Here is a 25,192-nt window from a genome sequence, read left to right on the forward strand (position 1 = left end):
CGTCCCGATCTCGCCGGGTGCGGCGGCGTGAGGCGTCAGAAGTCGAAGGACTCGAGGTAGATGCGGCGGTTGGGGACGCCCGCGCGGCGCAGGGCGTGGCGTGCCGCGGTCGTCATCCCGGTGGGTCCGCACAGGTAGACGTCGTGGACGGCCAATCCGGGGATCAGGGTCCGCAGGGCGCGTCCGGTCAGGGGCACGCTCCGCCCGCCGGATGATCCGGACAGCTCGTCGACGGTGTAGTGAACCGTGGCGCCGCGCATGAGGGCGATGGCGTCCAGCTCGCCGCGCAGGATCAGCTCCTCGTCGCGGCGTGCCATGTAGACCAGGGTCACCTGGCCGGGCAGCGTCTCGAAGAGGGCGCGCAGCGGGCTGATGCCCACGCCGCCGCCGACCAGCAGCACCTGGGGCCTGCGGCGGCGCGCGGCGGTGAGGGCTCCGTAGGGGCCCTCGGCCCACACGCGGGTGCCGGGCCGCAGCCGGGCCAGCGCGCGGCTGTGATCCCCGACCCCTTTGACGGTGATCCGCAGGAAGCGCGCGTTGGCGGGGGCCGACAGCGAGTAGGGATTGGCCGTCCACCACATGCCGGGGGCCAGGAAGCGCCAGCGGAAGAACTGGCCGGGCTCGGCGCCCAGCTCGTCGAGGTGGGCGCCGGTCAGGTAGACCGACACCACGGCGGGCGACTCCCGGCGGATCTCGGCGACCTGCAGCCGATGGCGCAGGGCGCGGCGGAGAGGGGTGAGGAAGCGGTACCAGATCAGCAGGGCGACGACCGACACGTACAGCGCCTGCCAGAGCACGCTCATGACCGCGCTGCCCGCGAAGTCCGGCCCGGTGAGCTGGTGGGCGAACGCGAGGAAGACCGCGCCGTAGGTGACGAAGTGCAGGTAGTGCCAGGTCTCGTAGCGCATCCGGCGTCGTGCCTCGCGCGCCGAGGTGATCGCGACACCGATCAGCAGCAGGAGGCCGATGGCCGCTTCCAGCATCGCCGGTCCGTCCAGGAGCAGGCCCGCGGTCCCCTCCAGCATGCCGATGCCGGAGCGCGCGACGTGGGCCGCCGTGGCGAACAGCATGTGCGTCACCGACAGGACGATGGTGTAACGGCCGGCCATCGCGTGCCAGCGGGCCAGCCGGTCGGTCCCGACCCCGTGATCCAGCGCGGGGACACGGGCCACCAGTCCCAGCAGGATTGCGCAGGCGTAACCCGCGAGCAGGCCGGTGAGCCTGCCCACCCAGGCCGCCCATCCGGCGAATCCGGTGACGGAGGTCACGTCGGCCCAGCATGTCACGGTCGCCGCGGCGGCTCCGGCGTAGATCAGGATCAGCACCAGGGCCGGGTTCGCCCGCCGTGCGGGGTGACGTCCGGGGGCTCCGCGCCGCGCGCGGGGTCGCGTTCCCGAAGCGGGTGCGGCGCTGCTCAAGGTTCCAGCTGGGCGAGCTGGGCGGTGTAGGTCTTCTCCAGGGTCGCGGCGAAGGCCTTGGTGTCCTGGTCGGCGCCCGATTTCTGTTCACCGCGTGCCACCAGGGCGGACTGCGTGAGGTATTCACGCGCGTCCTTCGTGAAGAGCCGGTCGAACGCGGCGCCTTCGGCCCGGTTCAGGAGGGCGAAGTCGGCGGGGATCACCATGCCCGGTATGTCGTGCCCTTCGTGTTCGTTGCTCTCCGGCACGCCGGACCGCCGCAGCAGGTCACGCAGTCGCTGGAGGGTCGTACGGCGGTCGGCGACGTTGTCCGCGGCGAACCGCGTGAGCCGCGGGTTCGAGGTCTTGGTGGGAGCCAGCTCCAGCAGGCGCTGCGCCTGCTCGGTCATCGGGATCATCAGCTGCAGCCACGCGATGTCGGTGGGATTGAACGAACTCGACGCGGTGCCGGCCGGTGCGGTGCCGGTCGTGCCGGTCGGTGCGGAGATCGTGGCCTGGCCTCCCGGCGGGGGCAGGTGGCTCCCCGCCGTATGCTCCGCCGGCCCGACGGCGACGCACCGCGCGACCAGGACGACGGTGAGTATCACGAGCACCGGTACGCCGATGGTGGCCGCCTTCATGTCGTTCCTCTCACCCGGGTCGTTTCGGGAGGGTGGGAGGCGAGGCCCGCGGCCGCGAGCCTCGCCTCGGTGAAACGGTGAAACACTGCCGCTCAGGAGCGGCCGCCGGTGCGGGGGGTGCCGCCCCGAAGGGGGCCACCGGCGTTCTTGGGGGGTGCCGGCGGTCCCTCCCAGAGGTGCCGCCCTGGGAGGGACCGCCGGCTTTTTCAGGGGTGGTCTTAACGGAAATCTGGACAGACTGAGCAGAGTGCGCCGGGTTTTCCGTGCCGGCACGAGGTCGTCTCCGTGCCGGCACGACGCCGCGAGCCGGTGACGGAAGCCTTCACCGGACGCGCGACGGTCAGCTGGCGGCCTGGAAGGCGCGGCCCGCCGGGGTCGCGACCCCGTTGCTGTGGAAAAGCCCGCTGTTCGGCTCGGTGTCGGAGGAGGGCAGGCCGAACCACGCGTAGCGCTGCACGAACGGCAGGGAGGCCAGCATCTTGGTGGAGGCGGTGACGAAGGCGGCCTGCTGCGCGTCTGTGGGGAAACGGACGCCCTTCGAGAAGTCGATCAGGGCGTACTCGGTGAGCCAGATCGGCTTGTGGTAGCGGTCGTACACGGCCTGCAGGTAGGACTTGAGCTGGCCGACCGCGTTCGTGGTGTTGAAGTCGCCGCCGTACCAGTGCAGGGGGATGAAGTCGACGCGGTAGCCGCGCTGGGCCGCACCGGACATGAACCGGTCCAGCCAGCCGCCGGCTCTGTCCCCGCCGTAGGCGACGGCGGGAGCGCCGATCTTCTGGCCGGTCGCCGTCAGCTTCGGCCACAGCGACAGCGCCTTGTCCACGGTCATGTTGGACTGCTCGGCCATGTCCGGCTCGTTGAAGCCGAGCAGGTAAGGACCGGCGCTCTTCGCCTGGGCGAGGTTCGCGTCGGTGACGCTGGCCGCACCCCAGATCATCGGGACGAACTCAGTCGAAGCCGGGGTGGTGATGCCGTTGTGGTTCGTCGACCAGGTGTAGTACCAGTTCGCGCCGGAGCTGGCGAGCGCCCCGCTGACGCCGGACATCTGCCACACGCCCACCCCCTTCTTGCCGGAAGCCTCCGCCGGGTCCTCGGGCTTGGTCGGGGTCGTGCTGGGTGCGGGCTTGGTCGGGGTCGTACTGGGTGCGGGCTTGGTGGGCGTGCTGCTCGGGCTGGAGCTCGGCGCCGGCTTGGTCGGGGTCGTGCTGGGCACGGGGGTGGTCGAACCGGTGCCGAAGACCTGGAACTCCCACAGCGAGACGCCGTACTGGCTGGAGCGCTTGGTCGCGTAGAGGCGCACGTAGCGGCCGGTGCCCGAGACGTTGAGGGTCTGCACCCCGCCCTTGCCGGCCGTCGTGGTGTGGATCGTCGTCCACTGGCCGCCGCCGGTGGAGGTCTGGATCTGGAACGCGGTGGCGTACGCGCGCTCCCAGTTCAGCACGATCTTCTTGATCGCGGTGGACCTGCCCAGGTCGACCTGGAGCGACTGCGGGTCCTTGAAGGCGCTGGACCAGCGGGTGTTGCTCTTGCCGTCGACCGCGGCCGAGGCCGACAGATCGCCTCTCTCCGACGAGGAGGCGGTGGCCGGACGGCCCTGCGAGAGGGGAACTTCGGCCGCGCCGGCCGGGGAGGCTCCGTTGAGAACGGAGGCGCCCAGGACGGCTGCGAAGGCGCCCGCGAGCGCGATGCGGCGGACCTGCCGGCCGCCTCTGCGACTCGGTGCGGTGGTACGCGGAACGGTCTCACTCATGATGGATGAGGTCCTTCGTACGAGGGAGTTGGGGGTTGAACGTCGACGGCGTCCCGGACGGGCCGGAGCACGGCCCGTCCGACCGGCCGAAGTACGGCCCGTCCGACCGGCCGAAGTACGGCCCGTCCGACCGGCCGAAGTACGGCCCGTCCGACCGGCCGGAGCGCGGCCTGTCTGTCAGCGGACATGCATCGCCGTCGGGAGCGGATGGTGGTGCCGAGGACCGCGCAGAAGGCGACGACGCGGCGGCATGATTCGGACGGGGTGGGGAGGGCCGGCGAGAAAAACCGCCGCCGTGATCGGCGGCGCCGCCAGGACCAGGGCATACGGCTCCCGTGGCGGGCCGGCCGTCTGCCTCCTTGTTGCCATCGTCGCGTGCCTCTCCTATCGTCGCGTCCGGCGTCGGACGCACGTGCTCCTGATACAGGAGACCGGTAGGCGGGCTGGAGATAACAGAAACTTGGGATAAGCCAGGAAAATTAAGAAATTTCAGGATGAAGAGCGTCGTGGATTTCCGCCGTCCACCAGCCGCTCACCGGCTCCCCGCCCGGAGAAGAGACCGCCGGTCTCCCATTTCGGGGAGATTTATACAGCCCGTTATGGAGAGAATCGTCCAGATCCGACGCACCGGACGGCCCAGAGACGACCGACAGGAAGCGGAGTTGGATGCACGGGACCAGTAGGGACGGACCTGACACGGCGCTGGTGGTCGCCGCGCGCGAGGGAAATCAGCGGGCACTCGACATCCTGGTGGCCGACTCCCTCCCGCTCGTCTACAACATCGTCGGACGGGCGCTGAACGGGCACACCGACGTCGACGACGTGGTCCAGGAGACGCTGCTCAAGGTCGTCCGATCCCTGCCCGATCTGCGGGCCCCGGAGTCGTACCGGTCCTGGCTGGTGGCCATCGCCGTCCGCCAGGTGCGCGACCACGAGCAGGACCGCAGGACCACGCAGAACCGCAGGGCCGATCTCGACACCGCCACCGAGATGCCGGACCCCGCCTCCGACTTCGCCGCCGTGACCATCCTCCGGCTCGGGCTCACCGAACAGCGCCGCGAGGTCGCCGAGGCCACCCGCTGGCTGGACGGCGACGACCAGGCGCTTCTCGCCCTGTGGTGGCTGGAGGAGACCGGCGAGCTCGGCCGCGCCGATCTCGCCGGCGCCCTCGGCCTGTCCGGCCGTCACGCCGCCGTACGCGTCCAGCGCATGAAGGACCAGGTCCAGACCGCTCGCACCGTCGTGCGAGCGCTGCACGCCGACTCCGAGTGCTTTGAGCTGCGCGCCCTCACCGAAAACTGGAACGGCGTGCCCAGCCCGCTGTGGCGCAAGCGCTTCGCCCGGCACCTCCGTGGCTGCTCCGTCTGCGGACGGCGCACCGCCGGCCTGCTGCCCATCGACCGCCTGCTCAGCGGCCTGCCCCTGCTGCCCCTGCCCCTCGGTTTTGTCCTGGATCACTTCCAGGCCGTCCCCGCGACCACCGACGCGGCCTGGCACCTCGCCTCGCACACCCTCCCCGGGCAGAGCGGCGCCCCCACGGGGGCTCCCACTCTCTCTCCGCCGGAGCCGAGCGGCCTGCTGTCCTCCCTGTCCCCCGGCACGGTCGCCGGGTCCGCGGCGGCCGGGGTGGCGGCCATCGTCGTCGGCGTCCTGGTGACCGGGCATCTCATCACCCCGCCCCCCGTCTCGGTGGCGGAGCCCGGCGTGACCCCCCGGACGGTCTCGACGGCACCGCCGTCACGGCCTCCGTTGGCACGCGTCACGCCCCGGCACTCCCCGTCTCCCACCCGCAGCCCCAGCCCCACGCCGAGTCTCACGGCGCCCAGCCGGAAGAAAACCTCCGCCGCGCCCAAACCGGCCCCGGCGGCCCCCGTCGTGGCGACCTCCGCGAAGAAGGGCGTGAGCGTGTGGAAGATGTCCGGCCTCAGCTCGGCGCTCGCCAAGTCCGGCGCGAGCTGGTACTACACGTGGGACACCCACCACGACGGCATCACCGTGCCCAAGGAGATCGAGTTCGTCCCCATGGTGTGGGGCTCCGGCAGCGTCAAGACCGAGAAGCTCGCCCAGGCGAAGAGCGCGGGCCCGTACCTGCTCAGTTTCAACGAGCCGGACATGCCCGCCCAGGCCAACATGCCCGTGGAACAGGCGCTCTCCCTGTGGCCGCAGCTTTTGGAGACCGGCCAGAAGATCGGCAGTCCCGCCGTCGCCTTCGACGCGGACAAACCCGACGGCTGGCTGGGCCGCTTCATGTCCGGAGCGGAGCAGCGGAACTACCGCGTCGACTTCATCGTGCTGCACTGGTACGGCCACGACTTCCGCACCGCGGCCGCGGTCGGCCAGCTCAGGTCCTACATACAGGCCGTGCATGAGCGCTACCGCAAGCCGATCTGGCTCACCGAGTACGCCCTGACCGACTTCTCGAACGGCACCCGCTACCCCAGCGACGCGCAGCAGGCCGCCTTCCTCACCGCCTCCACCAAGATGCTGGCCTCCCTCCCGTACGTGCAGCGCTACGCGTGGTTCGGCCTGCCCGCCTCCGACACCGAGCCGAGCAGCGGGCTGTTCCACGGCAACGGGGACGCGACCCTGACGGGCCGCGCCTTCCAGGCGGCCCGCTGACCATCCAGAGCCGTGGATCCTCCGATCACACCTCCGACCGCGCTGCGGGTGATCCCGGGGGCCGCACCGCCGACCGCCTCGGACCACGGGATATCGGCCATAATCGATGCCATGGCTTCCCTGGTGCGACACGTGACGATCGACTGTGCCGACGCCTACCGGCTCGGCGCCTTCTGGGCCGGAGCGCTCGGCGCGTCCCTCAACGACGACGACGAGCCCGGCGATCCGGAGGCGACGGTCGAGTCCCCGGGTGCCACCTTGCTGTTCGTCACCGTCCCGGATCCCAAGACGGTCAAGAACCGGGTGCACCTGGACCTGCAGCCGCAGGACCGGACCCGGGACGAGGAGGTCGAACGGCTCCTGACCCTGGGCGCCACCCTCGTGGGCGACCACCGGCGCCCCGACGGCACCGGCTGGGTGACCCTCGCCGATATCGAGGGCAACGAGTTCTGCGTCGAGCGCAGCGCCGCCGAACGAGCGGGCTGACACCGGCTCGGATCCACTTCTCCGTCGCGCGGCCCAGATGGTGAGCCACGTGCTCACCACCTGGGCCGGGAGTCGATCTTGACGTTGCAATTAGCTGCATAAACGGCGAAACTTCACATGCTCTGGCAACAGGTTCCACCAGAGATCTATCAGCACGGTGCTGAGGGGCTTCCTGCCTGCCACAGCCGATGGGGGGTTCCCTCGTGTCCGCGTACGTTCCGGGGCGTTTCGACACGTCAGATTCGGCGCCGCTGCTCGGACGGCGGGAGGAGCGCCTGGCGCTCGACCGGCTCGTCGAGACCGTCGGTGAGGGACTGAGCGGGGCCCTGGTACTGGTCGGCGAGGCCGGGATCGGAAAGACACGGCTCCTGGAGTACGCGGCCGACGCCGCCGCCGAGCTCCAGATCGCGCGCGTCGCCGGGGTGGAATCGGAGACGCGGCTCGGTTTCGCGGCCCTGCACCGCCTGCTGCTGCCCTTCCTCGACCGGGTGGACCGGCTGCCCGCCCCGCAGCGTGACGCCCTGGGCTCCGCGTTCGGCCTCGTCGCCGGCCCGCCCGCCGATCGTTTCCTCGTCGGCCTGGCCACCCTCACCCTGCTCGCCGACGTCGCCGGCGTGCGACCGCTCATGTGCCTGGTCGACGACGCGCAGTGGCTGGACAGGGAGTCGCTGGAGGTGCTCGCCTTCGCCGGGCGCCGGCTGCACGCGGACGGCGTCGGGCTGCTGCTCGCCGTCAGGGACGAGCCCGGTGGCGCCCTGGCACTCGGCGGGCTGCCCACGTTCCACGTCGCCGGTCTGGCCGAGACGGATGCCCGCGGGTTGCTGACCGCCGTCGCCGGACGGCTCGGCCCCCAGGTGGTCGAGCGGATCATCACCGAGACCCGGGGCAATCCCCTCGCGATGGTCGAGCTGGCGGACGAGCTGTCGGGTGAGCAGCTCGCCGGAGGGTCCCTGCTCCCCGGGCCGCTGCCGGTGGGCCGGCGCATGGAGGAGCACTTCCTGCGTCAGGTCCGCGCCATGCCCGCGGAGACGCAGTTGTTGCTGCTCGTCGCCTCCGTCGCGCCACCGGACGATCCCGCTCTGCTGTGGCGGGCCACCGCACTGCTCGGCCTGTCGCCCGAGGCGGCGGACGTCGCCGTGTCGGAGGGCATTCTCTCACTCCAGAACGGCCTCGCCTTCCGCCATCCCCTCATCCGTTCGGCGGTCTACACGGGGGCGCGGGCGGCGGATCGGCGGCGCGTGCACGAGGCGCTCGCCGCCGTGATCGACCCCGGCCGTGATCCGGACCGCCGGGCGTGGCACCTCGCCTCGGCGACCGTCGGCATCGACGAGGACGTCGCGGCGGAGCTCGAACGCGCGTCCGAGCGGGCCCGGAGCCACGGCGGCTACTCGGCGCAGGGGGCCTTCCTGCTGCGGGCCGCGGAGTTGACCCCCGACCCCGAGCGTCGCGCCGGCCGGCTGCTCGCCTCCGCCGGGGCGCACCTCGTCGCCGGTGATCCACTTGTCGCGCAGTCCCTGCTGGAACGGGCCGTGCCCGGGCTCAACGCCCCCGAGATGCGTGCCGGGGCACAGCAGCTGCGGGCGGCGATCGAGATGTTCTTCGCCCGGGTGACGGCGGTGCCGTCGATCCTGCTGGAGGCGGCCGCGACGATCGGCCCGCTCGACGAGCGAACGGTCAGGGGCATGCTGTTCCAGGCGCTCGAGGCCGCGATGGTCGCCCGCCGCTACACCGTCGGCACGACGCTCGTCGAGGTGGCGCGCACCGCGCTCAAGGCGCCCCTGGCCCCCTCCGCGCGCGCGACGATTCCCGACCTGTTGCTGGACGCGTTCGCGACGCGCATCGCCGTCGGGTACCTGCCGGCGGTGCCGCTGATGCGTGCGGCGATCACGGCCCTGCGTACCGACCCCGATCTCGTCGAGGCGGGCATGCCCCTGGCCGTCCTGGGCTGGATGGCGATGGCCGACCTCTGGGACGACGAGGGGCTTCGAGCGGTGATCGAGCGCCTTGACACCTTCGACCGGGACCAGGGCGCGCTGCACGCGCTCCGCTTCACCCTTCTGGATTTGGCCTCCGTCGAACTACTGGCCGGCCGGTTCGGAAACGCGGAGGCACACCACGCCGAGGCGACCGAGATCGCCACGGCGGTCGGGATGGCGGCCGACCAGCTGATCTACCAGGTGGAGTTGCTGGCGTGGCAGGGGCGCGAGGCGGAGACGCGCGCGGCGGTGGACACCGTGATGAACGAGTGGGCCGAGCAGCGAGGGACCGCGTCGACGATCAACCACGTGCTCTTCTCGCTCACCGTTCTCGAGCTCAGCCTCGGCCGCTACCACGAGGCACTGGCCTGCGCCCTTCGCGTCTACGACGACGACGAGCCCGGGACGGGCAGCCTGATCCTGGCCAACCTCGTCGAGGCGGGCGTACGCGCCGGGGATCGGGCCGCCGCGTCCGCCGCCCTCGCGCGCCTGTCCGAGCGGGCGTGGGCCAGCGGCACGTCGTGGGCCTTGGGCATGCTCGCCAGATCCCGCGCGTTGATGGCCGACGACGACCACGTCGAGGCCCTCTACGACGAGTCCGTCGAGCACCTCGGCCGTACGACGGTCGCCACCGAGCTCGCCAGGTCCCACCTGCTCTACGGCGAGTGGCTGCGCCGGAGGGGACGCCGCTCGGACGCCCGCGACCGGCTGCGGATCGCGCACGACCTGTTCGCCACCATGGGCGCCACCGCCTTCGCGGAGCGGGCGCGTACCGAACTCCTCGCCACCGGCGAACGCGCCCGTAAACGGACGGAGCAGACCGACCACCACCTGACGCCCCAGGAGACACAGGTCGCCGGACTCGCCGCCGGGGGCGCGACGAACGCGGAGATCGCCACCAGGCTCTTCATCACCGCCTCGACCGTCGAGTATCACCTCAACAAGGTCTTCCGGAAGCTCGACATCACCTCCCGGCGCCAGCTCGCCCGGACGCTGCACGGTGAACCCCCCTCGGGAAACACCTGACCCACCCGCATCGGCCCCACTCGTCCGGAAGGAGCACCGACATCACCGGATCGCCCAGCTTCGCGGAGGTGCTGCGTCGCCATCGGCAGTCGGCCCGCCTGACGCTGGAGCAGCTCGCCGGAGCCTCCGGGGTCAGCGCCCGGACGCTGTCGGACATGGAACGCGGCCGCAGCAAGGGCCCCCAGCACCGCACCGTCACCGCGCTGGCCGACGCCCTCGGTCTGGACGAGGCCGACCGCAGGCAGCTCGTCGAACTGGCACGCGAGGGCCGCCTGCGCGACCGCTGGACCCGCCCGACCGGGCTGTGCGAGCTGCCCCGCTCCGTCGACGACTTCACCGGCCGAACCGCGGAACTGGCCTGGACCAGAGAGCTGGTGCACGCCGGGGACGCGCCGGGCGTCGCGGGCGTGGGGCTCATCACCGGCTCCGCCGGGCTGGGCAAGACCACGCTGGCCGTCCGCGTCGCCCACACCCTGCGGCCGAGCTTCCCCGACGGGGTGTTCTTCCTCGACCTGTTCGGCATGTCTCCGCAGCCCCTGCCCGTCGACGAGGCCCTGGGCATGCTGCTTCGCGCTCTCGGCGTCGCGGATCAGCAGGTCCCGGGCGACGTCGTCGAGCGTGCGTCCCTGTACCGGTCCCTGCTGCACGACCGGCGCGTGCTGGTCGTGCTCGACAACGCCACCTCCGAGGATCAGGTCCGGCCGCTGCTGCCGGGTGGCGGCGCGGGCAAGGCCCTGGTGACCAGTCGCCGCCTGCTGGCCGGTCTGGAAGGAGTGCGCAGACTCAGCCTCGGGCCCCTGCCCCTGCTGGAGGCCGCCGAGCTGCTGACCGGAATCCTGAAAGACGACGGCGCCTCGGACGAGGGATCGGCCATCCGGCAGCTCGCGCAGCTGTGCGGCGGTCTGCCCCTCGCGCTGCGGATCGCCGGAAACCGGCTGGTCAGCCGGCCCGGCTGGGACGCCGCCGACCTCGCCGCCCGGCTGATGAACGAGGAGCGCCGCCTGGACCAGCTCAGCGCCGGCGATCTCAAGGTCGCCACCGCGTTCGGGCTGTCCTACGAGCAGCTGACAGACTCCACGCGGCGGGTCTTCCGCCGGCTCGCCCCGGTGCCGGGCTGGGACTTCGACGCCGCCCTCGCCGCGGTGGTGGGCGGCACGTCGATCGACGGGGCATGGGACGCCCTCGACGAACTCGTCGACCTCGGTCTGCTGCAGGACAGCACGTCGGGACGCTATCGCTTCCACGACCTGGTCCGGCTGTTCGCCCGCGGCCGGCTTCAGGAGGAGGAGACCACGGCCGAGCGCGACGCGCTCACCGTGACGATGACGTCGTGGCTGCTGCGGATGGCCACCACCGCCGGGCGGTGGTTCGATCCCGCGTACATCCACCCCGACCGGCCTGACGCCGGCCCGTCCTCTCCGGAGGAGGCCGACCACTGGCTGCGCGCGAACGTGGACAACTGGCTGGGTGCGTTGCGGACGGCGGCGAGCGACGGCCGGCACTCCGCCCTTCTCGACTGCGCCGAGTCGATGCACTGGTTCTCCGACCAGTGGATGCACGCGCCGCACTGGCACGAGGTCTTCACCCTGGGCGCCGAATCCGCCGCCGCCCTGGGCGATCCGGCCCGGCAGGCCACGCAGCTGAACCTGCTGGCCTGGGTCCACCTGATGGCGCGAGACGACCCGGAGACCACGCTGCGGTACACCGCCCAGGCGATGGACCTCGCCACCCGCAGTGGCGCCACGACACAGATCGCCTGGGCCCACCACACCGGAGGAGGTGCGCTTCGAAGGCTCGGACGGCTCGATGAGGCCACCGCGGCGGAAACCCAGGCCGCGGAGACGTTCAAGGCCGACGGCAACGTCGGTGCGTACTGCCAGTGTCTGGGCGCCCTCGGCACCTGCCTTCGCGACGCCGGACGCCACACCGAGGCTCTGGAGCAGTACCTCGGCCTGCTGGCCCTGCTGGACGACGACCAACGGGGGATGACGCCGAGCAGCATGGCGTTCATCCGGGCGATCGCGCTTGCTCGCGTCGGCGAATGTCTGGGACTGCTCGGCCGGCGGACCGAAGCGATCATCAAGCTCACCGAGGCGATCGGCCTCATGGAACAGGCTCGGTTGCCCGTGCCGCAGGCCCACTCCCTGGAGACGCTGGCGGCCCTGCTGTCCGACGAGGGCCGGACCGACGAGAGCCGCCATGCCCATGCGCGGGCGGCCGAGGTGTACGAGGCCATCGGCGACGCCGAGGCGAGCGGCCGCTGCCGCGCCCTGGCGAACGCGGCGCCCTGACGGTTTCGCGCTACTTCTGCGTCCTGTTCTGCGTGGACGGGTCGCGTGCGCGCGACTTGAATGGAGTCTGCGGCGAAGGCCACCGGCTGACCCCGAACCGTCGGGCCGATCTCTTCCATCCTGCCTCTGAGGTGGAGGAACATCGGAACGGAAAGTAGCGCTAGACCAGTAAGACCGTTGTCCGGGGTCGGTGATCGCCTACGACCACTGATCACATCGGACCCACTCGTCCAGGACCTCCTCGATGCATCCCAGAACAGCCCGTTGCCCGTGACCGCCTACGAACGACCCGAGGAGTTCGCGATGGATCCGCACCCGTTCGGCACGGACAACGGGGTCACCGGACGATCCCCTGACGACCTTCCAGGCATGCGGCCGTCTCCGTCCGGGGACGCATCCGCCCCGGAACCGGATCCGAGGGCCGGCCGCGGGTCGGCGGATCGGCCGACGCCTCCGCTGTACGGGCGGGAGGCCGAAACGCGGCTTATAAATGATTTCGTGAGGGGGGTCCGCGGGGGCGGCGCGGCGATGGTGGTGCGGGGCGAGGCCGGGATCGGCAAGTCCGCCCTGCTGTCGGAGAGCGCGGAGGTGGCGACCGCCCACGGTCTGCGGATCCTCAAGGCGACCGGGGTGGAATCGGAGACGCACATGCCGTTCGCCGGTCTGCACCAGCTGCTGCTCCCGATCCACGCCGAGATCGCCGAGTTGCCGGCCCCTCAGCGTGATGCGCTGGGGGCGGCCTTCGGCCTGACGGACGCGGCGGTGCCGGATCTCTTCCTGATCGCTCTGGCGGTGCTGAACCTTCTCGGTGAGACCTCCGCCCGCTCGCCCGTCCTGCTCATCGTCGAGGACGCCCACTGGCTCGATCGCTCCAGTGCCGATGTGCTGGCGTTCGTCGCGCGGCGGCTGGACGCGGAGCCGGTGGTGATGCTGGCCGCGATCCGGGACGGTTTTTCCAGTTCCTTCGACGGGGCGGGGCTGCGGGAGCTGCAGCTCGAACGGCTCGACGACGACGACGCGGCCGCGCTGCTGGACGACCGCAACCCGGGCCTGGCCCCGGCGGTGCGCGGGCGGTTGCTGAAGGAGTCGGCGGGCAACCCCCTCGCCCTGGTCGAGCTGCCGCTCGCCTCGCAGGGACAGCGCGACGAGGGCGCCCTGCTGGCGTGGCTCCCGCTGACGACCCGCCTGGAGCGGGCGTTCACCGCCCGGGTGTCGGGCCTGCCCCCCGTCACCCGCACGCTGCTGCTGGTCGCCGCGCTCAACGACGGCGTCGCGCTCACCGAGACGCTGGAGGCCACGTCGGTGGTCACCGGGGGGCGGGTCACGGTGGCGGCTCTGACGCCCGCGCTCGCCGTGGGGCTGGTCGATGTGGATGAGGCGGGGGTGTACTTCCGGCATCCGCTGATGCGCTCGGCGATCCGCCAGAGCGCGAGCCTGTCGCAGCGTCACACGGCACACGCCGCACTGGCGGGCGTGCTCGCCGATCAGGCGGACCGTGGCGTCTGGCATCGAGCGGCCTCCAGCCCCGGGCCCGATGAGGGCATCGCGTCCGAGCTGGAGGTCGCGGCGGCGCGGGCGCACCGCCAGGGCGCGGTCACAACAGCCGCCGCGGCACTGGAACGTGCCGCCCGGCTCAGTGACGATCCCGCCCACCGGGTCCGGCGGCTGCTGCGGGCCGCCGAGTACGCGGTCGAGCTGGGACGGCACGACGTGGTCGTCCGGCTCCTGCGTGAAGCCGAGCCACTCGAACTGTCTCCACACCAGCGAGCACGGATCGTGTGGATCCGAGCAAGTTTCGACGACGGCATCCGCGACGACGGCGCGGGGGTGCCGTTGCTGACCGAGGTCGCCGAACGCGCGGCGGCGGACGGAGACACCGGTCTCGCACTGAAGCTCCTCGGAATCGCGGCCCTGAGATGCTTCTGGGTCCAGCCCGGTCCCGAGGCGCGGCAACGCGTCATCGCCGTGGCCGAAAGCCTGCCGGTCGACAAGAATGACGCACAACTGCTGACGATTTTCGCGTATGCGGCTCCGATCGACCGGGGTGCGGTCGTCCTCGAGCGCCTCCCCCATTCGGTCGCGGCTCCGGGCAGGGACTCACAGGCGATCCGTCTGCGGGGCAGTACGGCGGTCCTGGTGGGAGATTTCGATCTCGCGGAGGCGCTCTCCGCCGCCTCGCTCACCGAACTGCGGGCGCAGGGCCGGCTCGGGCTCCTGGCGCGGGCACTCGGCGCGCAGGCGTGGAGCGCGGTCCATCTGGCCGATCTGAGCGTGGCCATCCCGGCCGTCGAGGAGGCCGGCCGGCTGGCGCGTGAGACGGCTCAGCCGCTCATGTACGCCATCGTCCAGGCCACGGGGGCCATGCTCGCCGCGCTGCGTGGCGAGCACGATCGCGTGGAGATCTTCGCGGCCGAGGCCGAGCGGGCGAGCAAGTCCATCTGCGCTCGCCCGGTGCTGGCCACCGTACAGCTCGCACGTGGGCTCGCCGAGCTCGGTCGCGGACGTTATGACGCCGCCTACGAGCATCTGATACGGATGCACGACCCCGCCGATCCCGCGTACCACATCGGGCTGCGCTGCTACTCCGTCACGGAGCTGGCGGACGCCGCCGCGCACAGCGGTCGGGGCGGTGAGATCGCGGGCATCGTGGAGGAGCTGGAGGCCATCGCGCTCAGGACGCCGTCGCCGTCGCTGCACGCCGGCCTGCGCCACGCCCGTGCGGTGCTGGCCGACGACGCCGAGGCCGAACCCCTGTTCCAGGCCGCGCTCCAGGTGAACATGAGGCGGTGGCCCTTCGTCCGCGCGCGGGCTCAGCTCGCCTACGGCGAGTGGCTCCGGCGCCGGCGACGCTCGGCCGATTCGCAGGCGCCCCTGCGCGCCGCCCGCGAGACGTTCGACGCCCTCGGGGTCATTCCCTGGAGCGAGCGGGCGCGCCAGGAGCTGCGGGCCTCCGGGGAGACGAGCCGCCGTCGTAACAGCGAGGCACAGGACATGCTCACCCCGCAGGAGCTCCAGATCGTCCAGATGGCCGCCGAGGGACTGACCAACAAGGAGATCGGCCAGAAGCTGTACCTCTCGCACCGGACCGTCAGCTCCCACCTCTACCGGATCTTCCCGAAGCTGGGGATCGCCTCCCGATCGGAGCTGGGCAGCGCCCTTCGCACGTCCGCCTGACCTCGCCACCGGACCCGGCCGCGGTCCTTCACACGTCCCTCCGACCTCGTCATCGGGAGTGGTCGCGGTCCTTACGTTCCTCCGACTTGCCCCTCGAAGCTGGACGCGATCCTTGGCACGTCCCTCCGACCTCACCACCGGGGGTGGTCGCGGTCCTTCGCACGTCCCTCTGACCTCACTGTCCGGTTCCGGATGGGGCCGCGCCGTCCCCCGTGGTGGCGCGGCCTCTCCCTTTTGGAAAGCGTTCCCGGCGAGCCGTGACGCGTGGTGACCGGCCCGCCGGGAGGCCGTACCGGTCACCGTGCCGGGCGGTCAGGAGGTGGCGCGGGCCGCGGCCGTGATGAGGTCGGCGGTGGCGTCGGGGTGGGAGATCATGACCACGTGTGAGGCGCCCTTGATCTCGGTGGTGTGCGCCTTGGCGCGCTTGGCCATGAACCGCTCGGCCGCGGCCGGGATGGCCTTGTCCGACCCGGCGACGAGATACCAGGAGGGCAGGGTCTTCCAGGCGGGCGCCCCACTCGGCGTGCTCAGTGCGGCCAGGCTCGCGGGCCGCTGGGTGGCGGCCATCAGGGCGGCGTCACCGGCGGGGAGGTCGGCGGCGAAGGCGGCGCGGAACTTCGCGGCGTCCACGTACGCGTCGGTGCCGGTCCCGCCGTCGGACAGCGGGAAATCGCGGGTGATCAGGCTGGTGGCCAGCAGGCTGCCGGGGTACTTGCCGGTGAGGTCGAGGCCCGATTCACCCTCGTCGGGCACGAACGCGGCGATGTAGACCAGCGCCTTGACGTTGGCGTGGCCGACGGCGGCGTTGCTGATGACCTCTCCGCCGTAGGAGTGGCCCACCAGGATGACGGGCCCGGGGATGCTGGAGAGGACGCTGGACACGTAGGCCGAGTCACCGTTCAGGTCCCGCAGCGGGTTGGCGGGGGCGATCACCGGGTAGCCGGCCCGCTGGAGCTTGGGGATGACCTTGTTCCAGCTGGAGGCGTCGGCGAACGCGCCGTGCACCAGCACCACGGTCGGCTTGGCCGTCTGCTTGGCCGGGGTGACGGTGGCGGACGCGGCGGACGGGGCGACGGCCACGGCCGTCAGTGCGACGGCGGCGAGCACACCGGTCAGGAGCGTCCGCCCCTTCGGCCGGCGACGACCGGTGACCTGCGAAGACGAGTTCTCGGACATGGTGGATCTCCTTGGGGTGAGGGTGAGCTTCTCGGCGCCTCAGGGGCGCTGAAGTACGGGGCCGGCGGGGCCGTCTCAGAGACGGCCCCGGGTCTCGTCCGGCGCGACGATCGCCTGCGGTGACATGTCTGAGGAGACGCGGGCGACCCCCGTCGTGGCCGGAGAGCACCACGACGGTTCGGCCGGCCCCATTCGAGGAACCGCTCTGCTTGAGGACTCGGGTCGGTCCCGCTTGAGGAACAGCCCCGTTTGAGGAACCGCCCTACTTGAGGAACTTGAGGACCCGCTTGGTGAGCTCCGCGGGCTGCTCCTCGAAGATCCAGTGGCCGGAGTTCGCGATGACGACGCCCGTCACATTGGTCGCGTACTTGCGGACCTGGGTGGGAACGAAGTCCCCGAGGCTGCCGGCGGCGCCGATCGCGAGAACGGGCATGCGGAGCTTCTTCTTGATGTATTTGGCGTTGTCGGCGACGTCCTTCGGGAATGCGCGGAACCATTCGAAACTGGCGCGCAGGTGAGCGTCGTCCCGCAGGAAACGGGCGTACTCACGGACCTGCTTATTGCTGACGCCGTCCTTCTGGACTTCGAGTGAGTCGATGAAACCCTTCACCCAGAGCTCTTCATTGCCGTTCACCATGCTCTCGGGAAGGCCATTGGTGACGTTGAAGTAGCCGAAGTTCCAGAAACCCGCTCCCTTCGGAGTGAGGGAGGGGAACGTGTAGAGGCTCTTGTCGGGGATCGGCGCCTCGCTCAGCACCAGTTTGGTGACGTCGCCGGGGTGGGCGGCGGCGTAGGCGTAGGAGACCATCGTGCCGATGTCGTGGCCGACGATCCTGATGTCATGCTGCAGGCCGAGCTTGCTCAGAAGCCCGTGCACGTCCGCGGCGAGGGTCTTCTTGTCGTAGCCGCCCGCCGGGGCGTCGCTCTTCCCCGCCCCGCGAAGGTCGGGCGCGATGACGGTGTAGTGCTTGGCGAGCTCCGGCAGGACCTCGCGCCACGTGTACCAGGTCTGCGGGTATCCGTGCAGCAGGACCAGCGTCTTGCCGTGTCCGCCGCGCACGTAGTTGATGGATACGTCGCCGACCTTCGTCTTCTGCTCGGTGAAGCCCGCCGGCACTCGCCGGCCGTCGTCGGCGGCCGACTGGGTGGTCGACTGGGTGGTCGAGACGACCGCCGTCCGGGCCGACGCCGTGCTCACCGAGGCGTTGGCCTGCGGGGAGGCGACCGTACCGGTGAGGCCGACGACGCCGATCGCCGCGAGTGACAGGAGAAAGCGACCACGCACTTTCAGACCACGTATGGAACGAACACTTTCCATGAACATTTCCTTCTGATTCGATCACGCATTGGAGGGCGCTGAAAAATCCATCGTCAATGGCGAGCCCGGGCGCCGATGACTTTTCACGGACGCTCTCCGGCTGACTGCGGCACGGGGCCTTCCGCCTTTTCCGGCTGCTCGACCGGACCGGTCGGAGATTCGTCGACGATGTTTTTTCTGTGCCGTCCGGGCTGTTGTTCGCGGCCGTTCTCGAATAACGGCTGTACATTCACGAACTGACCGTACGGAGCGGCCCGGACATCTCGCGAGCGTCACATGACTGCACAGCCGGGCGACGCGTGACGCGCTTCTACTCCGTCGGCGGGGGTCCCGCCACTCGCAGGCGGTACGCCTCGGCCGACGCGACGATGGTCCCGAGGTCGAAGGCGGCGGGCGCGTCGTCCACGTGGGACACCGGGGAGCCGTTGGAGGTGAACCAGCTCTCGATTCCCGACGGTCCGAAGGCGACGGCCATGCGTGATCGCGGGGAGCGGACCAGGTAGCCGTGCGGAACGCCGCGAGGGCCGTGCGCGACCGCACCGGCACCCAGGTCGTAGCGCTTGTCCCCGACAAAAAAGCTGATCTCACCGTCGAGCACGATCCAGACCTCGTCCTCCCCGTCGTGAATGTGCAACGGTGTCGCGTGCCCCTTGGTGTCGTTGAACTCCATGACGCTCAGGGCGCCGCCGGTCGACGCGCCCGGCACCAGGAGCCGGACACGGCCGCCGAGGAACCAGAAGGGGTCCCGTCCGGCACCGTCATCGGATGAGATCGTGGCTGAGAGGTTCTCTGTCATGGGGCACGACCGTACGGAGCGGCTCGAACGTCTCGCGAGCGTCAAACGACTGCGCCGCCGGGCGAGAGGTGACGTGATGTGTGACGCGTCGAAGGCGGACGCGCCGTCCCGCAGTCAACCACCGCTTGACGGGACAGTCACGTGACGCTCGCGATGCACGCGTGACGCTCCCTACGGTCGGGCCATGAACTCACGGACGTCTTTCAGGAACAGCAGCACACCGACCGTCCTTCTGGTGCACGGCGCGTTCGCGGACGTGTCGAGCTGGGCCGGTGTGATCGCCGAACTGCAGGCCGTAGGAATTCCCGTGACCGCGGTGGCCAACCCGCTGCGCGGCCTGGCCGTCGACGCCACGTACGTCGCGAGCATCGCCGCCGAGATCGACGGCCCGGTCCTGATGGTGGGCCACTCCTACGGCGGTGTGGTCATCAACGGAGCCAGTGCCCAGGTGGGCAACGTCGCCGGGCTGGTCTACGTCGCCGCCTTCGCCCTCGACGAGGGGGAGACCCCGCTGGACCTCAACGGCCGGTTCCCCGACAGCCTTCTCGGACCGGCGCTGCGTCCGGCCACCTTCCGCGACGGCGCGGGCGAGCCGGGTGTGGAGCTGTATCTGAGGACCGACCACTTCGCCGCCGTGTTCGCCGCCGACCTGCCCGAGCACGTCACCTCGGTGGCCGCCGTGTCGCAGCGCCCGGTGGCGGCCGTCGCTTTCGCGGAGAGCTCACCGGCCGCGGCCTGGAAGACGCTGCCGTCCTGGTACGTCGTCGCGACGGCTGACCAGGCCATCCACCCCGATGCCCAGCGATTCATGGCCAAGCGCGCCGGCGCCGTCACGATCGAGGTCGACGCCTCACACGCGATCGCACTGTCGCAACCCGCCGCCGTCGCCGGGCACATCCGTACCGCCGCCGCGGCGACCCGCACCCCCATGCCGTGAGCATTCGCCGACCGGGGTAAGCCTGAGACCTAAGCATGTTGTTATCACGAGGAGGATGTCATGGATCTGGGACTGCGCGGCAAGGTCGCGGTGGTGACCGGCGCCAGCAAGGGAATCGGCCTGGCGATCACTCAGGCGCTGGTCGAGGAGGGGGTGCACGTCGTCGCCGGAGCACGCAAGGCGACGGCTGAGCTGAAGGCGCTGGCCGAGGCGGGACAGGTGGAGGTGGTCGAGGTCGATCTGTCCACCGCGGCCGGGCCCGCCCGGCTCGTCGAGGCCGCCGTGGGACGAGGCAGGCTCGACATCCTGGTCAACAACGTGGGCGCCGTCACGCCGAGGCTGACCGGGTTCCTCGACGTCACCGACGAGGAGTGGCTCAACTCCCTGACCCTCAACCTGATGGCGGCCGTGCGCACCACCCGAGCCGTGCTGCCCACGATGCTCGCGGCGGGACACGGAAACATCGTGACCGTCAGCTCGGTCAACGCCTTCCTGCCGGACCCGGCAGTGATCGACTACAGCGCCGCCAAAGCGGCCCTGACGAACTTCTCCAAGTCGCTGTCGAAAGAGGTCGGCTCGCACGGCATCCGCGTCAACACGATCAGCCCCGGCCCGGTCACCACGGATCTGTGGCTCGGCGAGAACGGCGTCGCCGCGACCGTCTCCCGCGCCGGCGGCGGCGACGCCGCCGCGGTGGCCGAGGAGGCCGCCGCCCAGGCGGAGACCGGCAGGTTCACCCATCCCCAGGAGATCGCCGACCTCGTGCTGCTGCTCTCCGGCGACCGGGCCGCGAACGTCACCGGCGCCGACTTCGTCATCGACGGAGGTCTCATCAAAACGCTGTGAACCCGGCACAGCCTGCGGGATCTCAGGCCGGGAACAGGTTGCCCATCAGGAGCGGGATGCCGAGACGCACTCCGATCACGAGGAGCAGCAGGCCGACGCCCATGAAAACAGCCCCGACGAGCGTCCCGCCGCCCAGCGGGCTGTCGATGCGCACCTGCGTCGGATCGCCCGGGTCATACATGATCGCGACCCGCTCGCCGGGCCTGGCGGGCGGCGGGTTGCCGCCGACGGGAGACTCCGCCTCGACCGTCTGCCCCTCCATCGTCGTGAAGCGCAGGGTCGGGTGGTAGACGGCGCGGTTGCGCCTCTCTCTCCGGGACCCGCCGGTCTGGTTCATCCGCAGCCGGATCACCTGACCCCATCCGCGCCGCGCCCGCCTGCGGAAGTCGCGAGTGTTGAGGATCACTGTGCCCCCGAGGAAAGTCAGGATCACACCGATCGTTCCGCAAATGAGGGCTACATCGCCATTGTCTGACACTCTCCGACGGTATGGCGGAGCACTTGATCGTAACTTGCAGCCGCCTGTCTGTTATGTCGATGACGAATTGATGCGGGCATGCCGGCCGATTCCGGCTTCCCCGATCCTCTCCCCCGGCTCGGCCCGCAGGGCAAGAGCGTGTGTTGACTTGACGGACTAATCCCAGATAGACCACTACGCTCGGCACTATGCCCGACCAGCCTGTATGCCACTGTCTTCTCTGTGTCGAACATGAGGTGGAGCTCGACGAGACCGACCGCAGCGTGATGCGGACCGTTCAGGAGCGCGGCTGGGCGGTCATCATGATCCCTGAGGACACGGACGGACCGGGTTGGGCGTTCACCGTCGGGCTGTGGCACACGTTCCGCTCGCCCGAGGTCGCCATGTTCGGGCTCCGCGTCGACGTGATGAACAACTGCCTGAAAACCCTGTCCAACGAGATCGCGGCCGGTCGGCACCTCGTCGCCGACCAGGAACGGGACGACGTCATCAGGAACTACTCCGTCGCGATCAAGAAAGTGGACACGAGCTGGTACCGGTCGCTGTTCGGCATGGCGCTGCATTTCTACCAGCGGCCCCCGCTGTCCTTCATGGAGGTCGTCTGGCCCGACGCCGGCGGCCGCTTCCCCTGGAACGAGGGCTGTGCGCTACGGCTTCGAGAGCTCCAGCCCGCCCTGTGGATCCCGAAGGACGACCACGCCCCGGGCCCCTGGACGAAACTCCCCTGAGACGCGGCTGAGAATCTCACGACCGTCACGAATCCGGCGGCTACGAGGGGGGCCGGACCCCTCACGGCCGTCGTGGGTCCCGGCGTCCATCGGGCCCGGAGCCGAGGTCATCCTGTGTTCCGGCGTCCATCAAGTCGCTGTCGCCTGATCCGGCTCACCGAACCAGCGAAACAGCGCGGTTTCGAGCGTGGACGCGTCACCCGGGGCGCTCCAGGCCGCGTAGCCGTCGGGGCGGACCAGGACCGGATCGCACGAGACCCGTACGGTGTCCACCCGCTGGGCCCATCGCTCCACGACGTCCACGAGGTCGTCGCGGTCACCGAGGAAGAGCGGCCTGCCCGGGCGGAGCAGTTCCACCAGGGTGACGACCCCGCCCGTGGTTTTGAGCTCCACGTCCGGGACGAGCCGGCCGGCGCCGGGGTGGCCGACGTCGTAGACCGTGCCGGTGCCGCTGATCATGCTGCCGAGGTAGTCGTTGACCTGGTCGAGTCCCATGAGCTCGGCGAACAGTTCCCGCAGGGGGTCGATCCGGGGATCGGGGTCGGCCAGGGCGGTCTGCGCGCGGACGTTCCACAGGACCCGCGCCGCCACCGGATGCCGCTCGTCGTGGTAACTGTCGAGCAACCCGTCCGGAGCCCATCCGCGCACCTGGGCGGCGAGCTTCCAGCCCAGGTTCACCGCGTCCTCCAGGCCGGTGTTGAGACCCTGCCCTCCCCAGGGGAAGTGCACGTGGGCGGCGTCCCCGGCGACGAGCACGCGCCCCCGGCGATACGTCCCGGCCTGGAGCGCCGCGTCGCCGTACCGGGTCAGCATGCGGGGCTCGGCCATCCGGATCGGGCGCCCGGCGATGTGCTCGGCCGTCGAACGCAACTCCTCCAGGGTCACCGGCGCCTCCCTGTCGGGATGCGGGCCGCGGAAGTCATAGGTGCCGATCCGGCTGTGACCGTGCCCGCCCCAGACCATGAGCCAGCCACGCGAGGTGCGGTGCCACCCTCCCGGCAAGGGATCGAGCAGCCGGACCTCGCCCATCAGGGCCGCGACGCGGGCCTCCGTGCCGGTGAACGGGATGCCCGCCAGCCTGCGGACCGCGCTGCGGGCTCCGTCCGCGCCAACCACGTAACGGGCGGTCAGCTCGTACGGCCCCGCCGGGCCGTCCACGGTCAGCGTGACGCGGTCGGAGTCCTGGGTGAGGCCCGCGACCTCGTGCCCGCGCCGGATCTCCGCACCGAGCTCCGTGGCACGGTCGGCGAAAACCTGCTCCGCCCAGGCCTGCGGGCTGCCGACGAGGGTGGGGCCCTCCCCCGCCACCGCACCGAGGTCCAGCTCGAACATGCCGGAGAAGTGGAACCGTACGCTCCCGTATGAGGATCTTCCCACCGCGTCGAGCAGGCCGCGGCGGTTCAGGGTCTGGGCGGTCCTGGCGTGCAGGGTTCCGGCCTTGGACTCCCCGGAGGGTGTGGAAAGCCGTTCGAGAACCACGGGACGGATGCCCCGAAGGGCGAGTTCGACGGCGAGCAGCATGCCCACCGGGCCCCCGCCGACCACGACGACGTCGACGGACGCATCGGGCACGGAGACGCCGGCTGCAGGGGCGTTGATCGCGGAAGCGCCGGTCTCAGAGGCGCCGGTCTCAGAGGCGCCGGTCTCAGAGGCGCCGGTCTCCACGGCGTGAAAGGTCTCCTCAGGCATCGGCGTGAACCCGCTCGGCCTCGGCCCGGCCTCGCTTGAAGGTCAGGGCGATGAGGGCGCTCAGCAGGATGCCCGCGGCGGCGACGAGGACCGCGGCCCGAAGGCCGCCCGCGACCTCGCCGCGCAGGGTCTCTCCGGTCAGCCCGGTGACGTCTCCGGTGGCGATCGCGATGAGCACGGCCAGTCCAAGCGCGGTTCCGACCTGCAGGGCCGTGGACGCCATGCCGGAGGCGACTCCCTGCTCTTCCGGAGCGACCCCGGAGGCGGCGGCGATCCACATGCCGGTCCAGGTCAGGCCCTGGCCGAGCCCCATGACGACGATTCCGGGAAGCACACTCCAGTATGAACCGCCGGTGGTCATGCCGATCGCGAGCAGGGCGGTGCCGGCGGCACCGGTGACGATGCCGGTGAGCAGGGTGAGGCGCATCCCGGCCCGGGTCGCCATCCGCTCGCCGACCTGGGTTCCGGCGGCGATCAGGAGGGACGGCACCAGGAAGGCCGCCCCGGTCATCAGGGCGCTGTAACCGTGAACGATCTGGAAGTAGAGCGTGAGGAAGTACGGAAGGGCGTTGAACGTGGCCCCGAAGATCAGGGTGACGGCCATCGATCCGCTCAGGCTGCGGTTGGTCATGAGGCGGAGTGGCATGAGAGGGTCGCGGCTGCGCGCCTCGATGGTGAGGAAGCCGGCGAGCAGCACGGCGGCGAGGGCGAAACTCGCCAGGATGACCGGTGAGGCCCAGCCGGACTCGGGGCCCTGGATGAGCGCGAAGGCGAGCAGGGTGACCCCGGCGGTGACGGTCACCGCGCCGGGCAGGTCGAAGCTGCGGCCCCGCTGCCGCACGCCGTCCGCGGGGATGAGGGCGAAGGCGAGCAGCGCCGCACCACCGGCGAGCGGGACGTTGACGTAGAACACCGACTCCCACCCGAAGGCCCCCGTGAGCAGACCGCCCAGCAGCGATCCCAGGCACAGGCCGCTGGCCCCGGCGCCGCTCCAGATCGCCAGCGCCCGGTTCCGCTCGGGCCCCTCGGCGAAGAGGGTGTTGACCAGCGACAGGGTGGCCGGGAAGAGCAGCGCCCCGCCCAGACCCTGCACCGCGCGGGCGGCGACCAGCAGGCCCGAGCTCTCGGCAAGCCCGCCGACCAGCGAGGACAGCGCGTACACCAGCAGCGCCAGGACGAACAGGCGACGGCGCCCGAGCAGGTCGGCCGCCCGCCCGCCGAGCAGCAGGAAGCCTCCGTAGGTGACGGCGTAGGCGCTGGTCACCCACTGCAAGGTGTGGTCGGAGAAGCCCAGGTCCTCGCCGATCCGGGGAAGGGCGACGAAGACGATGTTGAAGTCGAGCGAGGTGATCAGCTGGGCGAAGGCCAGCAGCGCCAGGGTCCAGCCGAGGTGACGGCGCCGGAGCAGGGAGGGAGACGACATGGCTTCCTTCATATTGTCCGGAAAAAACGAACAGTTCGACCGTTCGGGATCCTCGTACAATTAAGGTCATGCCGTCAAGTTCGCTTTTTCCGTACAATCGCTCCATGACACCGCTTCACCCGTCACCCGAGCAGTTCCGGCTGGAAGAGGTTCTCGCCGCGTTCGGCCATCCGGTCCGGGCCGCGATCGTCCGGGCGCTCGCCCCGGGCGAGGAGATGTTCTGCGGTGCGATCGTGCCCGGCGTCCCGAAGTCGACCCTCACCAACCACTGGCGGGTGCTCCGCGAGAGCGGCGTCATCTACCAGCGTCCGTCCGGGCGCAAGCTCTACATCACCCTCCGCCGGGGCGACCTCGACGCCCGCTTTCCCGGTCTCCTCGACCTCGTCCTGTCCGACGAGTCCTTCGGGCAGGCCACCTGACCGAAAACGGCCTCAACGTCGG

19 protein-coding genes are annotated in these 25,192 nt (G+C 70.7%); 10 read left to right on the forward strand and 9 right to left on the reverse strand.

The genetic code is table 11. The annotated features are described in order from the left end of the window. Positions 1–35 precede the first annotated feature (35 nt). From DKM19_RS43295 to DKM19_RS43305, 3 genes are all read right to left on the reverse strand, one after another. Positions 36–1,418 (reverse strand): ferric reductase-like transmembrane domain-containing protein, encoded by a 1,383-nt coding sequence (locus DKM19_RS43295; protein ID WP_204358486.1) that lies wholly within the window; start codon positions 1,416–1,418, stop codon positions 36–38. Further along, positions 1,415–2,038 (reverse strand): DUF305 domain-containing protein, encoded by a 624-nt coding sequence (locus DKM19_RS43300; protein WP_110704328.1) that lies wholly within the window; start codon positions 2,036–2,038, stop codon positions 1,415–1,417. Before DKM19_RS43300 ends, DKM19_RS43295 begins: the two co-directional genes overlap by 4 nt. Positions 2,039–2,378: 340 nt before the next feature. Further along, positions 2,379–3,788 carry a glycosyl hydrolase gene (locus DKM19_RS43305; RefSeq protein WP_110704330.1) on the reverse strand — a complete coding sequence of 470 codons (1,410 nt, stop codon included), beginning with the start codon at positions 3,786–3,788 and terminating at the stop codon, positions 2,379–2,381. A 35-nt stretch (positions 3,789–3,823) separates the two neighbouring features. On the opposite strand from DKM19_RS43305, the gene DKM19_RS43310 reads away from it, so the two are divergent. The 6 genes from DKM19_RS43310 to DKM19_RS43335 all read left to right on the forward strand — a co-directional run bounded on the left by DKM19_RS43310 (position 3,824) and on the right by DKM19_RS43335 (position 15,360). After that, entirely contained in the window at positions 3,824–4,042 is a 219-nt protein-coding gene (locus DKM19_RS43310) for a hypothetical protein (protein WP_110704331.1), read from the forward strand. Positions 4,043–4,454: 412 nt separating this feature from the next. Further along, positions 4,455–6,407, forward strand: coding sequence for a sigma-70 family RNA polymerase sigma factor (locus DKM19_RS43315; protein ID WP_110704333.1), 1,953 nt, complete (start codon positions 4,455–4,457; stop codon positions 6,405–6,407). A gap of 132 nt (positions 6,408–6,539) precedes the next feature. Further along, on the forward strand, positions 6,540–6,893 hold the full coding sequence (locus DKM19_RS43320; RefSeq protein WP_369987282.1) for a VOC family protein: 354 nt from the start codon (positions 6,540–6,542) through the stop codon (positions 6,891–6,893). A 203-nt stretch (positions 6,894–7,096) separates the two neighbouring features. Then, positions 7,097–9,895 carry an AAA family ATPase gene (locus DKM19_RS43325; protein ID WP_204358487.1) on the forward strand — a complete coding sequence of 933 codons (2,799 nt, stop codon included), beginning with the start codon at positions 7,097–7,099 and terminating at the stop codon, positions 9,893–9,895. A gap of 68 nt (positions 9,896–9,963) precedes the next feature. Further along, the gene (locus DKM19_RS43330; protein ID WP_110704339.1) at positions 9,964–12,186 is read left to right on the forward strand and encodes a helix-turn-helix domain-containing protein; all 2,223 of its coding nucleotides are present in this window, start codon (positions 9,964–9,966) and stop codon (positions 12,184–12,186) included. 369 nt (positions 12,187–12,555) lie between these two features. Further along, complete coding sequence (locus tag DKM19_RS43335) at positions 12,556–15,360, forward strand: AAA family ATPase (protein WP_110706397.1); 2,805 nt, start codon at positions 12,556–12,558, stop codon at positions 15,358–15,360. A gap of 312 nt (positions 15,361–15,672) precedes the next feature. On the opposite strand, the gene DKM19_RS43340 is transcribed toward DKM19_RS43335, so the two are convergent. The 3 genes from DKM19_RS43340 to DKM19_RS43350 form a co-directional block, all read right to left on the reverse strand. After that, the gene (locus DKM19_RS43340; protein WP_110704341.1) at positions 15,673–16,536 is read right to left on the reverse strand and encodes an alpha/beta fold hydrolase; all 864 of its coding nucleotides are present in this window, start codon (positions 16,534–16,536) and stop codon (positions 15,673–15,675) included. Positions 16,537–16,798: 262 nt separating this feature from the next. Next, on the reverse strand, positions 16,799–17,854 hold the full coding sequence (locus tag DKM19_RS43345) for an alpha/beta fold hydrolase (protein ID WP_110704342.1): 1,056 nt from the start codon (positions 17,852–17,854) through the stop codon (positions 16,799–16,801). 310 nt (positions 17,855–18,164) lie between these two features. Further along, a complete protein-coding gene (locus DKM19_RS43350) occupies positions 18,165–18,650 on the reverse strand; it encodes a cupin domain-containing protein (protein ID WP_110704344.1) in 486 nt (161 codons plus the stop codon). 184 nt (positions 18,651–18,834) lie between these two features. On the opposite strand from DKM19_RS43350, the gene DKM19_RS43355 reads away from it, so the two are divergent. Beyond that, entirely contained in the window at positions 18,835–19,587 is a 753-nt protein-coding gene (locus DKM19_RS43355; protein ID WP_110704346.1) for an alpha/beta fold hydrolase, read from the forward strand. A 60-nt stretch (positions 19,588–19,647) separates the two neighbouring features. Further along, the gene (locus DKM19_RS43360; protein ID WP_110704348.1) at positions 19,648–20,433 is read left to right on the forward strand and encodes an oxidoreductase; all 786 of its coding nucleotides are present in this window, start codon (positions 19,648–19,650) and stop codon (positions 20,431–20,433) included. A gap of 22 nt (positions 20,434–20,455) precedes the next feature. Here the strand turns inward: DKM19_RS43360 and DKM19_RS43365 are convergent, their stop codons facing one another. After that, entirely contained in the window at positions 20,456–20,911 is a 456-nt protein-coding gene (locus DKM19_RS43365; protein WP_110704350.1) for a DUF3592 domain-containing protein, read from the reverse strand. A 236-nt stretch (positions 20,912–21,147) separates the two neighbouring features. Here DKM19_RS43365 and DKM19_RS43370 point away from each other — a divergent pair, with 236 nt between their 5' ends. Then, positions 21,148–21,639 carry a DUF4262 domain-containing protein gene (locus tag DKM19_RS43370; RefSeq protein ID WP_162642204.1) on the forward strand — a complete coding sequence of 164 codons (492 nt, stop codon included), beginning with the start codon at positions 21,148–21,150 and terminating at the stop codon, positions 21,637–21,639. 129 nt (positions 21,640–21,768) lie between these two features. Here DKM19_RS43370 and DKM19_RS43375 read toward each other — a convergent pair whose 3' ends face one another. Together DKM19_RS43375 and DKM19_RS43380 are read right to left on the reverse strand one after the other, a co-directional pair. After that, the gene (locus DKM19_RS43375; RefSeq protein ID WP_110704354.1) at positions 21,769–23,328 is read right to left on the reverse strand and encodes an FAD-dependent monooxygenase; all 1,560 of its coding nucleotides are present in this window, start codon (positions 23,326–23,328) and stop codon (positions 21,769–21,771) included. Continuing rightward, a complete protein-coding gene (locus tag DKM19_RS43380) occupies positions 23,321–24,751 on the reverse strand; it encodes an MFS transporter (RefSeq protein ID WP_110704356.1) in 1,431 nt (476 codons plus the stop codon). The genes DKM19_RS43375 and DKM19_RS43380 overlap by 8 nt, the downstream gene beginning before the upstream one ends. A gap of 104 nt (positions 24,752–24,855) precedes the next feature. On the opposite strand from DKM19_RS43380, the gene DKM19_RS43385 reads away from it, so the two are divergent. Beyond that, complete coding sequence (locus tag DKM19_RS43385; RefSeq protein WP_110704358.1) at positions 24,856–25,170, forward strand: helix-turn-helix transcriptional regulator; 315 nt, start codon at positions 24,856–24,858, stop codon at positions 25,168–25,170. Positions 25,171–25,192 lie beyond the last annotated feature (22 nt).

Origin of the sequence: Streptosporangium sp. 'caverna', from assembly GCF_003203775.1 — a bacterium.
Taxonomy (GTDB): domain Bacteria; phylum Actinomycetota; class Actinomycetes; order Streptosporangiales; family Streptosporangiaceae; genus Streptosporangium; species Streptosporangium subroseum.